This is a genomic window from Metasolibacillus meyeri, from assembly GCF_003049505.1.
In the GTDB taxonomy this organism is placed as follows: domain Bacteria; phylum Bacillota; class Bacilli; order Bacillales_A; family Planococcaceae; genus Metasolibacillus; species Metasolibacillus meyeri.
Map to the genome: position 1 here is coordinate 1 of NZ_PYWN01000035.1, position 12,766 is coordinate 12,766.

Below are 12,766 nucleotides of genomic sequence, written 5' to 3' on the forward strand. Positions count from 1 at the left end.
AGAGAATACCTAAGAATTCGTTGATTTCCGTTGCGGGTGGACGCTTTCCGCGGGAGTCGCCACCCTCCACTTCAATCAACGAGTGTGTGCCTAATAAAGTGAACCTTCAATCAGTAGGTTTTGCTCCATCCCCACTGATTGGTAGTAAAGGAACACAAGCGTTTTTACAGGCTGTTAATCCGGGATAAAAAGCGTTTCTCCCTAAAAACACGCCAATTAATAGACAATATTTACATAATCAACACGCCTGAAATTTCAATACAATGAGGTACTCTAATACACAAGTTATGTTGTTGCTACTGACGCTTACATTACATTTTGTTAAAGTGGAGAGGTATAAGGGTCTAGAAAGTCGAAAATGCCTCTGAACAAAGGGGTATTCGTTTTAAAAGGAAGATACTTTTCCGTCATTTCAACAAAACAGCAAAGAGTGCCTGAAAAGTGGCACGTTAGACCACTTTTCAGACACCCCCCTCGTAACTTATTTAATTTGTCGTGCAATCTTTTCTGTTAAGCGCGTTGTTACTTTTGGTAACACCATTTTAATAACTGGCGTTAATACAGCGCCTGACAAACCACCCGCATTTACTTCAATAATACCTGTCATTGTCGTTTTGCCTGCCGATTCTTCCGCTGTGAATTTGCCGCTACCTGTGAATTTATCCGTTAGCCCTTCTAGCTCAAACTTAATGTTAGAAGGCTCATTAAATTCTACTATGTTTAGCTCCATTTTCACTGTCTTTTTCAGGCCTTTAAAATTACCTTCGAATGTCCAAATTGATTTTTGCTCATCGATTTGCTCATGTTCCTTGTAAGCTGGAACCATTGTTGCCCAATGCTCAATTTTACTAACATAATTCCACACTGTGTCAACAGACACCGGAATCGTTACTGCATGTGATGCTACTGCCATTTATTTCACTACTTTCTTTTGTTTATTACTACCTATGCCATTATATAGTTTGTGGCTTTATTTTTGCTAGTAATTGTTGTGCCTTTTTTTCGATTTCCTCAAACTGCTCTTCTAGCATCGCTGGACGTAAAGGTTTACTAATTAAAAAGCCTTGAATTGAATCACATTGAGCTTGCTCTAAATAAGCTAGTTGGCGCTCTGTTTCAATTCCTTCTGCCACCACGCTTAGCTTCAAGTGCTTGGCCATTGATAAAATTAGTAAAACAATCGCATCCTCTTCCTCACTTTTATCAATATTCCACACAAAGCTTCGATCAATTTTCAAGCAATCAACAGGGAAATCCTTTAAATAGGAAAGGGACGAATAGCCCGTTCCAAAATCATCTACCGCAATTGTAATCCCTTGCTCCTGTAGCTTTTGAATAACCGCCATAATCGAGCCAGTATTGATTGTCATGCTTTCTGTAATTTCCAATTGTAAATAGCTCGTATCAAGCTCTGTTTCATCTAAAATTTCTTGGACACTTTCCACAAAATTATCTTGTAACAGTTGCCCCAACGATAAATTAACGGCAACTTTCAAAAAGCGATTCTGTGCTTGCCATTCCCTTGCTTGTCTACATGCTTCCTTTAATACCCATTGTCCGATTGGTACAATCAGCCCTGACTCCTCTGCCAAAGGGATAAATTCCGCTGGTGAGATAAAACCTCTTTTTCCATGCTGCCATCTGACTAACGCCTCGACAGAATATATGCTACCTGTTTGTAAATTAAATTGTGGCTGATACTCAATATACAGCTCATTTCTTTCAATCGCTTGACGCAAATCATGTTCTAGTAAAATGCGGTTTGAGCGAGATTCTGACATTTCTCCCTCATAAAATAAGACATTTCCACTGTCATTACGTGCCTCATACATAGCAAATTGTGCATATTTCAGCAATTCCTCCGCCTTTTCAGCATCTTTCGGGTATTGTGCAACTCCAACATTAAAATGACTATTTAATGAAAAATGCTGAATTTGAAATGGTTCATCCATGATATCTTGCAGATTTTGAATCATTCTACATACATGCCAATCATCAAGATCTTCAATAACTATAGCAAAAAGTTCCTCTCGCAATAAATAAACCGAATATTGTGAAGGTACTATTTGAACAATTTTTTGAGCTACTGTTTGCTTAAAAATATCAGCATAATTTGAACCAAGCGTTGAGCGAATCATTAATAACCTGTCTATTTCTAAAACGATTACCGTTTTCACACGCTTGTCTACTGTTAAAGAGCGATTTAATTGCTCCTTAAAATAGCGCTCATTTGGGAGTTCTGTTAGCTCATCATAATAAGCTAATTTATGAGCGATTCGCTCCGATTTTTCTAAAGAATCTTTCGCCTCCAAAATTTCTCGATAAGGCTTTTCTATACCCGAATAATAAATCGTTTGAACAATCAGATAATATCCAGCAAGTTGAAATGTATGCCCAACAAAATTATTAATACTGAATTTATCTGGAAACATTATAAATAAAACATCGCTAATTAATAAACAAATCGACGCAAAAATATAATATAAATTCTTCTTCTTTGTTCCCTTTTTCAATACAACGATCATAAAAACGACTTGTAGTATCATGGCTATCCCATGTAAAGAGAGCTTTAACGAAGTAGCTCCTTGCATATCCATTAACATTGGCAATGCCGATGTATAAACAAGGAAAATAAAGCATCCTAACATCGCTGTTGCCAGTATCGCTATACTCATCATATAGCGAGCATTAACACGCTTTAGCGGTATAAAAAAGAATAAACTTAAGCCAATCGGTAATATGAATCGTGTAAACATATAAAACCAAATTGTTCGAGACATATCACTTTCATAAAAGAAAAAGGGCATACCTGGATAAGAAATTGTATGTAAAATTTCAATAACTGCTATACAAGCAAAAATTGTAACTAAAAACACGAGGCGATTTGTTACACTATAACGCATAACTGTCATAACATGAATAACAATAGATATAGAAGCAGCAATCATCATCATCTCTAAAATAAGATGGACAATCACATAATTATCCATACCAAAAATACCATATAAATAATCATCAGCTAACAATGAAACTACTACGATTATAATAAAAATTGTGATTAGGCGAATAGGGTGTTTTATATATATAAATTTATCTACTTCTTTTCCCATAGTCTCATCCCTTTGCAGTCATTTCCTTTAAATGGCTATCTACAGGTTATTTTAACACAATTCTATTACTTTATTCCCTATCCAACAAAAAATAATCGTTATTTGTGACAAATAATGATTAACTAAAAAACTCAAAATTTAAACACTCTCAGCAGTATCTGAAAGTGTTTTAAATAGTTAAAATATTTATTTAGCTTCATCATATACTTTTTCTAATAATCGTTGCGCGTTATTTTCAATTTCATCGAATTTCCCTTCTAATACTTTAGCAGGGAGTGGTTTACTAATTAAAAAACCTTGAATTGTCTCACAAGCACCTTTTGCTAAATAAGATAGCTGTTTTTCTGTTTCAATGCCTTCCGCTACAACACTCAGCTTCAAGTGCTTAGCCATCGACAATATCATGAGCACTAATGCATCCTCTTCCGTACTGCGATCAATATTCCATATGAAACTACGGTCTATTTTTAAACAATTTAGTGGGAAATCCTTCAAATAGGATAGCGATGAATAACCTGTCCCAAAATCATCTACGGCTATTGTCACACCATGCTCTTGCAATTTTTGAATGACCGCTGTAACAGATTCGATATTCATCGTCATACTTTCCGTTATTTCTAATTGTAAGTAATATGCATCTAACTCCGTTTCATCTAATACACCCAATATATATTCTACTAAATTATCCTGCAATAACTGCCCTAATGATATATTCACAGCAACTTTTATAAAGCGCCCTTGAGAATGCCACTTTTTTGCTTGCATACAGGCTTCTTTCAACACCCATTGCCCTATCGGTATAATGAGTCCCGTTTCTTCAGCAATCGGTATGAATTCTGCCGGCGAAACAAGGCCTAGCTTACTATGTCGCCATCTTACTAATGCTTCAACAGACTGAATTTCCCTTGTTGGTAAGTGGAGCTGTGGCTGATATTCTAATAGTAATTCATTTCTATCAATTGCTTGACGTAAATCGTTTTCAAGTACTAGTTTTGTTGAACGCTTTTCTGACATAGAAGGCTCATAAAACAGCGCACTTTTGGCATGCTTCCTTGCTTCATACATCGCAAATTCAGCATATTTAAATAATGTCTTACTATCCTTAGCATCCTTTGGATATTGTGCAATTCCTACATTAAAATGGCTCATTAATGAAAAGTGCTGAATGGGAAAGGGCTTTTGCATTGTATTTTGTAAGCTATCGACAACTTTTAAAATAGCTTCATCTCCCAAATCATCCAACATCAAAATTGCAAAACGATCTTCTCGCAGTAAATAAATATTATATTTATTTGGTAGCGTATGGCGTATTCTATCTGCCACACTGCATTTTAAACTATCTGCATAATGTGAACCTAGTGTAGATTGAATCATCGACAAACGATCTACTTCTAAAATAACTACCGTTTTAATTTCTTCATTTTTATTAAATTTACCTAGCTGCTCCATAAAGAAGCGCTCGTTTGGTAGCTCTGTAAGCTCATCATAATAAGCCATTTTATGCATGGCTTGCTCCGATTCTTCTAACGATTTTTTTGCCTTTGAAATTTCTTTATACGGCTTTTCAATAGCAGAATAATAAATTCCCTGTACAAACATATAAAACGCTGTCAAATGGAAAATATGCCCTAAAAAATTACCAACATTATAAATGTCTACAAAGGAGATAAATAATATATCGCTCAAAATTAAACAAATTGATGCGAATAAATAATGCAAATTTTTGTCTCTTTTTTCACTTCGCACAATAATGACAATTAAAATAAGTTGTAAAAACGCTGCCGTTGCCTGCAAGCTATTTTTTAAGATAGTTGGTCCTTGCTCATCTACAAGTGGCGGCAAAATTTTTATCGGCGCATAAACAACATAAACAACAGCGGATAAAACAACCATAACAGCCGCTCCAAACAGCATTGCAAAACTTATTTTCACAGTTTTGAGTGATACTAAAAAAATAAACACAAGCCCTGCTGGCAACAATACTCTTATAAACATATATAACCAAACGGCTCGGTATGCATCGCTTTCATATACTAGAAAGGGCATCCCTTCATAAGATAATGTATGCAAAACTTCAATAACAGTAATTGAACCAAAGAGTGCAATTAAATAGACAGCTCTGTTTGTTAAATTATAACGAGTACTCGTTAGCACTTGCATGACAATTGAAACAGTTGCTGCAACAATAAACATTTCCACTATGAGATGAACCATAATATAATTATGTTCACCGAAGAGAGCATACAAAGGATTTTGTAATACGAGTGCCATAACTAATGCTGTCATAATAATGACAAAAAGTCTGATTGGGTGTTTAATATAAGAAAATTTATCATCCATTTTCCCCATAAATTACCCCCTTCTTTAATCTATGTAACTATTTTAACTCTTGCAGTTATCTTAACACATCTAACATGCATGCGTTACTTTTTATGAGGATTTAACGACGATTAATATCAAGGTAAATCTGTATTGCAAACGGCAAAACCCTGAAAATTTTATGTGAAAAATTTTCAGGGTTTTTTTAAATTAAGAAAGTCGTCCTTTGAAATCCTCATAGCTAAATTGCTTTTGAATTCGACATTCGCCGTTCGTATCTTGAAGAATAATCGCAGGCAATGCCATACCATTAAATGTATTGTTTTTGACCATCGAATAAATGGCCATATCTTCAAATACGAGGCGGTCACCTACTGCTAGTGGCTGTTCAAATGAATAATCACCAATCACATCCCCAGCTAAACAAGTCGGGCCACCTAAACGATACGCATAAGGTTTTTCACCAACAACGCCCGAATTTTGTAACGGTGGACGGTAGGGCATTTCAAGTACATCTGGCATATGACAAGATGCAGATGTATCTAAAATCGCTAATTCCATACCGTTTTCCAATGTTTCCAAAACAGTTGTCACTAAGAAGCCTGCTCTGTAGGCAATTGCTTCTCCTGGCTCTAAATACACTTCAAGCCCGTATTTCTCCTGTATACGTGTAATACAAGATTCAAGTAACTCGATATTATAACCGTCACGTGTGATATGGTGTCCACCACCGAAATTAATCCATTTCATTTGTGGCAGCCATTGACCGAATTTTTCTTCCACTGCTTCAAGTGTAACCGCTAATGCATCCGAATCTTGCTCACATAATGTGTGGAAGTGAATGCCATCAATTTTGTCTAAAAGCTCTGGCTTAAAATGCTTTAATGTCACACCAAAGCGACAGCCGCGCGCACAAGGGTCATAAATTTCCTGCCCCTCCTGCGTTGAGCACTCAGGATTAATGCGTAAACCAACACTTTTACCTGCTGCATGCACTTTTGCACTATATTTCTCTACCTGTGCAAAGGAGTTGAAGACGATATGATCACAAAGCTCAATAATTTCGTCAATTTCATCTTCGCGATACGCTGGTGAAAAGACATGGTTTTCCTTGTTCATTTCCTCACGTCCAAGCCTTGCCTCATACAAGCCACTTGCCGCCGTACCACTCAAATACTTGCCGATTAACGGATATAATGAAAACATCGAAAATGCTTTTTGTGCCAAAATAATTTTACAACCTGTTCGTTCCATAACACCGTGTAAAATTTTTAAATTCTTTTCAATCAACACTTCATCTACAACATAGCTTGGTGTTGGTACTTGTTCGAATTTCATTAGTCAACCAACTCCGGATTGAAGCTTTCTTTCCAAGGTAAGCCCCATTTATTTAATGCGTCCATGTATGGATCTGGGTTGAATTCTTCTACATTATAAACGCCTGGCTTGTTCCACTCACCATTGACAACTAACATTGCACCAATCATTGCAGGCACGCCTGTCGTGTAAGAAACCGCTTGTGAACCCACCTCTGCATAGCAAGCTTCATGGTCACAAATATTATATACATAGTACGTTTTATCTTGACCATCTTTTTTACCACGGAAAATACAGCCGATATTTGTTTTCCCTTTTGTACGTGGTCCTAATGATGCTGGGTCTGGTAATACCGCTTTTAAAAATTGTAGTGGAATAATTTCCTTGCCTTCAAACATGATTGGCTCGATTGAAGTCATACCTACATTTTCTAAGCATTGTAAATGTGTTAAATAGCTTTGACCAAATGTCATGAAGAAGCGAATTTGCTTTAAGCCTGGTACATTTTTCGCTAATGATTCAAGCTCTTCATGGTATAGCAAGTACATATCTTTTTCGCCAACTTCTTCAAAGTTGTATACGCGTTTGATTTCCATCGGCTTTGTTTCGATCCACTCGCCCTCTTTCCAGTAACGACCATTCGCTGATACTTCACGAATGTTAATTTCTGGGTTAAAGTTTGTTGCGAATGGGTAGCCATGATCGCCACCATTGCAGTCTAAAATGTCGATATACTCGATTTCATCGAAATGATGCTTTAATGCGTGTGCTGTGAATACACCTGTTACGCCTGGGTCAAAGCCTGAGCCTAAAAGTGCTGTAATGCCAGCTTCTTTAAAGCGCTCATGGTATTCCCATTGCCATTTGTATTCAAATTTCGCCGTATCTTCTGGCTCATAGTTTGCTGTATCCATGTAATGTGTTTTCGTTGCTAAACATGCGTCCATAATTGTTAAATCTTGGTATGGCAATGCAAGGTTCATCACGATATCAGGCTTCACTTCGTTAATTAAAGCGATTAGCTCTTCAACATTGTCAGCATCCACTTGTGCCGTTGTAATTTTTGTGCCTTGGCCGTCTAATTTTGCTTTTAAGTCATCACATTTTGATTTTGTACGGCTTGCGATGCAAATTTCTTCAAATACCTCGCTGTTTTGTACACATTTATGAACTGCTACAGACGCTACGCCGCCTGCTCCGATAATTAATGCTTTTGCCATTTTATTTGTCTCCTTTATGTTCAACTTCTGTTAATAATTTTTGTACGTAATTCGGTAAATAGAATGCACCTTTATGCAAATTCGAATTATAATACTTTGTTGGAATATTATTCGACTTCCAAACGCTTGCACTCATATCCTTTACTGGATGATATTTTTTGGATGCAAAGCCGAACAACCAATGCCCTGACGGATATGTCGGGATATGCGCTTGGTATACGCGGCTAATTGGGAAGCATTCGATAATGCGCTGATGTGCGCGCTGCATTGCTGCAACATCTTCATCATAGAATGGGCTTTCATGCTGATTGACCATAATGCCATCTTCTTTTAGTGCTTTATAGCAACTACCATAAAATTCCCTTGTGAATAATCCTTCACCAGGACCAAAGGGGTCTGTCGAATCAACGATAATAATATCGTATTCATTTTCACAAAAGCGCACATGTTTTAAGCCATCCTCGATATGGATATGCACACGTGGGTCATCTAGCTTGCTCGCCGTTTGTGGCAAGTATTTTTTCGCTGCCTCAATAACCATTTCATCAATTTCAACTAAATCGATATGCTCAACTGCTTGATATTGCACAAGTTCACGCACAACACCGCCATCGCCAGCTCCGATAATTAACACCTTTTTCGGATTTGGATGTACAGCCATCGGTACATGTGTAATCATTTCGTGATAAATAAATTCGTCCTTCTCTGTTAGCATCATAAAACCATCTAATGTGAGAAAACGTCCGAATTCCTCTGATTCAAATACATCAATTCGCTGAAATTCGCTTTGTGCGCTATACAGCTGCTTATCTACTTTAATTGACAGTCGTACATTGGGCGTATGCCCTTCGCTAAACCATAAATCCATCCTATCGCACCTCCGTTAACACGTTGAGTCGTGCAATTTCCACATCTTCAGGACCGATAATTGTACAGTCCTTTTCTTTCGCATATTCGATATATTCGACAATTTCCTGGGTAATTTTTTCCCCTGGTGCTAAAATCGGGATACCCGGCGGATAGCACATAACAAATTCGCTACAAACACGACCAATTGTTTCACGTAGTGGTAACAGCTCTTTCTCTGCATAAAACGCATATTGTGGCGTTGTTATCACTTGTGGATCGATATACTCCTGCGTAATTAACCCTGCCTTATCCGCTTTGTAACGGCGGCGAATTTCAGCTAATGCACTTACTAAACGCTCCACATCACGCTCGCGGTCACCAACGGAAACATATGCTAAAATATTGCCGATGTCACCAAACTCAATTTGAATATCGTATTCATCGCGCAAAATATCATATACTTCGATACCAGCTAAACCAATATCCAAGGTGTGCACCGATAGCTTTGTTGCATCAAAATCATAAATGCTATCGCCATTAATTAACTCATTTGAATAGGCATAATAATCACCAATTTTATTAATTTCATCGCGTGCATATTGTGATAGCTGCATGACATGCTTGAAAATCTCCTTGCCGTTTAACGCTAAATTACGACGTGATAAATCTAAACTAGATAATAATAAATAAGAGCCGCTTGTCGTTTGCGTTAAGTTAACAATTTGACGTGCATAACCAACATTAATTGCTGGTCCCATTAATAAAAACGAGCTTTGTGTTAAGCTACCGCCTGATTTATGCATGCTGACAGCTGCCATATCTGCCCCTGCCGCCATACCAGTAATTGGCATATTTTCACCAAAATAAAAATGAGTGCCATGTGCTTCATCAACCAAGACTAGCATCCCATGCTCATGCGCCAGATTAACGATGCCTTGTAAGTCAGAGCAAATACCATAGTATGTTGGGTTATTTACTAAAATGGCCTTTGCTTCTGGATTTTCTTTAATTGCTTTTTCCACTTGTGAAATTTTCATCCCTAGCGAAATACCTAGTCTATAATCCATATCTGGATTCACATAGACCGGCTCAGCCCCACATACAACTAAGGCATTAATTACACTACGATGCACATTGCGTGGCAAAATAATTTTATCGCCACGTTTACATGCAGTTAACACCATCGATTGTACAGCCGATGTTGTACCGTTTACCATAAAAAACGCATGTGCTGCACCAAAAGCCTCGGCTGCTAACTCCTCGGCATCTTTAATCACGGACACAGGATGACATAAATTATCAAGAGGCTTCATCGAATTCACATCGATTCCAACACATTTCTCACCTAAAAACGCTGTCAATTCAGGGTTCCCACGCCCTCGTTTATGCCCCGGTACATCAAATGGTACGATGCGCTTACTTTTAAAGTCTTGTAGCGCTTCATAAATCGGTGCATTATGTTGCGACAATCGCGTATTCATCCATCTCTCACCTCTTCACTCAATCAATTAGCCTCGACTAACTCTTGTCTAGATTTTTTCGAGTTAGCTCATAGTAGAAGTTAACCTAAAAGCGTCACGACATGCGCCAACGATTAACCGACCTGTACCGTTCAGGTTTCCTCTGTGACATGCACCAAAGGCTTTAGACCAACACGATGTTGGTCACTCAATCGTGACCTTCTTAGACTGAGCTCTACTTTCTCAATGTGTGTCCAAACACCCACTGAATTCTGATAAATAAGTGCTTATCCATTCATTGCCCAAGAAAAAAAAGCAAGTGAATAGTATACGCACCATCACTTGCTTTTGTATGTATTGTTATGAAAAGTTCCTTTGTAAAAAATCCCATTTCTAACGGGCACAAATAGACCCGTAGCACTGCTAAGAGGAAAGTCTTTTCAATATTCATACATAACCGAATAGGGTTTTTTAGAGTCTATATAGCAAATAATTACTTTTACTACTCTTATTGACCGTTTCACAAGTTGATGTGCATTTCTACACTGGTTGTAAAGTAACCAACTTATAAAATTTGAGCTTCTAACTCAATCAATAAAGCAACTTGACGTTGCCAGTCGGCAGTTGACCCGGCTGTCCGTATGGCCTTAACTTTCCTCAGCAAATGAAGCTTACCGAAAGTGGTCAAAAGTATTTGCTGGAAAGACTCTTTCTTGAATATTGGCTTTCCAATTTAACAACTCGTTCAGTTTAACAATGCATGTTTTATTTGTCAATTGTATGAAGCAGATTTTTTTGAAGAAAGCGAGAAAAATACGATATAATTATTATTATATCAAGCCTTCAAATAATTGTTACAATTTGATTGCGGAGACCATGAGGAGACAAATCATGAACAAAAATTACAACTTTCTTCAACAATTTGGTATTCAAACAGCTAGTATAAAAAACGGAAACGAAGGTTTAGAATCCATTATACTAAGTGGTTACCACAGATAAATAGAAAAAATATCGCAATTGAAATTCCTAAAGAAATTGTTTTTAACAATAATAATGACCAAAATGTTAGCACAGCCGCACTCTATGAACAGGAATGTCAACTATTGCGTTTATTAGAAATCCTATCTTTCCCTGTGCCAACAGTATATCATTTCGACATTATTAACCAACAACCTGTGATGATTATGAATTAATTGAAAATATCGAAATACCTACAAAAGAAGATTTTGTGGCTATTGGTCAGTTAACACGAGCGCTCCACTCCTATCAAGTGCCAGAGGTCAAACTTGTTGCTATGGAAGGGTTTACAGATTCTTAATGAAAAAATTACGAGCAACAAATAGCAGCAAACCAGCAAAAATTACGCCACAAGCCAAAAATTCGAGGCGATACCCGATCCAGAACAAATACGTACCTATCACTGGTCCAATTGTCATCCACACATAACGAAAAAAATTGTACACGCCTGTTGAAGTAGCTCGGTTGCGAGGCAATTCATTGGCTAGTAGTGTCGTTTGCAAAGGCAGCGAAATCCCCAAAAATAAGCCAAATAAAGAAAGCAGCGTTATTAACATGGTGAGAGACACTGAAGCGAGCAAGGCAAACAGAAAGACAACTATCATATGCAGACTTGCAACAATCACTAACAGAGATTTTACTTCAAATCGCTCTTGTATCCGTCCACCGATAATGCTACCAATAATGATAAATAGCGATATAGGCAGGAAGATCAAGCCAGTTTCACTTGAATTCAGATGATAAACGTCATCGACAATATTAGGCAGCAATACAAGCAGCATGTAAAAAATAGCATATTGCACAGACCCTAATACAATGATAGCCAAGCCTACGCGATGATTTAATACGATTGTCAGCTGCTTCAACTGAAAACGTTCGTTTACAGCCTCTGGTGTTCGGGTTTCTGGCAAGCTTAGCCATAAAATAAGCCAAAAAACGAGGCTAATGCCAAGCAAAATCCAGAACAGTCCATTAATATTGTAGTGCTGTCCAACAAACCCGCCAAAGATAGGGCCTAGACCGGGACCGAGCGCCACCAGCATTTGATAGGTTCCCATCGAACGACCTCGCATAGTGCCTTCATATAGATCACCAATTATCGTGATTGCTGCAACTGAGCCGACAGCAACTCCAATCGCTTGCAGTGCGCGAAAAATAATTAAGGATGCTATCGTGTAAGAAAGCGCTGCTCCTAACGTTGCCAACAAATACACCATAAATCCAAGCAAGAGAATTGGACGCCGTCCGTATTTATCAATGAGTGGCCCATAAATTAACTGCATAAATGCAAAGAAAATCGGATAGATCGATACAGTTAAATTGACGGCATCTAATGAAGCTTGAAAATGTTCAGCAATGCTTGGTAACATTGGGACATAGATCGTTTGCGTAAATGGACCAAAAAAAGCGGCAATAGAAACTAAATAGACTAATATTTTCTTATACATGACATGCTCCTTCAACTGAATCAATT

General features: G+C 37.7%; 9 protein-coding genes. 1 reads left to right on the forward strand and 8 read right to left on the reverse strand.

Annotated features, from left to right (window positions below; translation table 11 throughout):
• Window positions 1-188, forward strand: a 188-nt coding sequence (locus C9J34_RS22310) for a hypothetical protein (protein ID WP_238600576.1), incomplete at its 5' end; no start/stop codon positions are given.
• Between the two features lie 293 nt (window positions 189-481).
• On the opposite strand, the gene C9J34_RS05470 is transcribed toward C9J34_RS22310, so the two are convergent.
• From C9J34_RS05470 to C9J34_RS05505, 8 genes are all read right to left on the reverse strand, one after another.
• A complete protein-coding gene (locus C9J34_RS05470; RefSeq protein ID WP_107838859.1) occupies window positions 482-913 on the reverse strand; it encodes an SRPBCC family protein in 432 nt (143 codons plus the stop codon).
• 40 nt (window positions 914-953) lie between these two features.
• Window positions 954-3,110 (reverse strand): bifunctional diguanylate cyclase/phosphodiesterase, encoded by a 2,157-nt coding sequence (locus tag C9J34_RS05475; RefSeq protein WP_107838860.1) that lies wholly within the window; start codon window positions 3,108-3,110, stop codon window positions 954-956.
• Between the two features lie 186 nt (window positions 3,111-3,296).
• Window positions 3,297-5,459 (reverse strand): bifunctional diguanylate cyclase/phosphodiesterase, encoded by a 2,163-nt coding sequence (locus C9J34_RS05480; protein WP_107838861.1) that lies wholly within the window; start codon window positions 5,457-5,459, stop codon window positions 3,297-3,299.
• 180 nt (window positions 5,460-5,639) lie between these two features.
• Window positions 5,640-6,767 (reverse strand): carboxynorspermidine decarboxylase, encoded by a 1,128-nt coding sequence (nspC, locus tag C9J34_RS05485; RefSeq protein ID WP_107838862.1) that lies wholly within the window; start codon window positions 6,765-6,767, stop codon window positions 5,640-5,642.
• Window positions 6,767-7,966, reverse strand: coding sequence for a saccharopine dehydrogenase family protein (locus tag C9J34_RS05490; protein ID WP_107838863.1), 1,200 nt, complete (start codon window positions 7,964-7,966; stop codon window positions 6,767-6,769). The genes nspC and C9J34_RS05490 overlap by 1 nt, the downstream gene beginning before the upstream one ends.
• Before the next feature lies 1 nt (window position 7,967).
• Window positions 7,968-8,834, reverse strand: coding sequence for a polyamine aminopropyltransferase (speE, locus tag C9J34_RS05495; protein ID WP_107838864.1), 867 nt, complete (start codon window positions 8,832-8,834; stop codon window positions 7,968-7,970).
• 1 nt (window position 8,835) lies between these two features.
• Complete coding sequence (locus tag C9J34_RS05500) at window positions 8,836-10,296, reverse strand: aminotransferase class I/II-fold pyridoxal phosphate-dependent enzyme (protein WP_107838865.1); 1,461 nt, start codon at window positions 10,294-10,296, stop codon at window positions 8,836-8,838.
• A 1,283-nt stretch (window positions 10,297-11,579) separates the two neighbouring features.
• The gene (locus C9J34_RS05505; RefSeq protein WP_107838866.1) at window positions 11,580-12,740 is read right to left on the reverse strand and encodes an MFS transporter; all 1,161 of its coding nucleotides are present in this window, start codon (window positions 12,738-12,740) and stop codon (window positions 11,580-11,582) included.
• Window positions 12,741-12,766 lie beyond the last annotated feature (26 nt).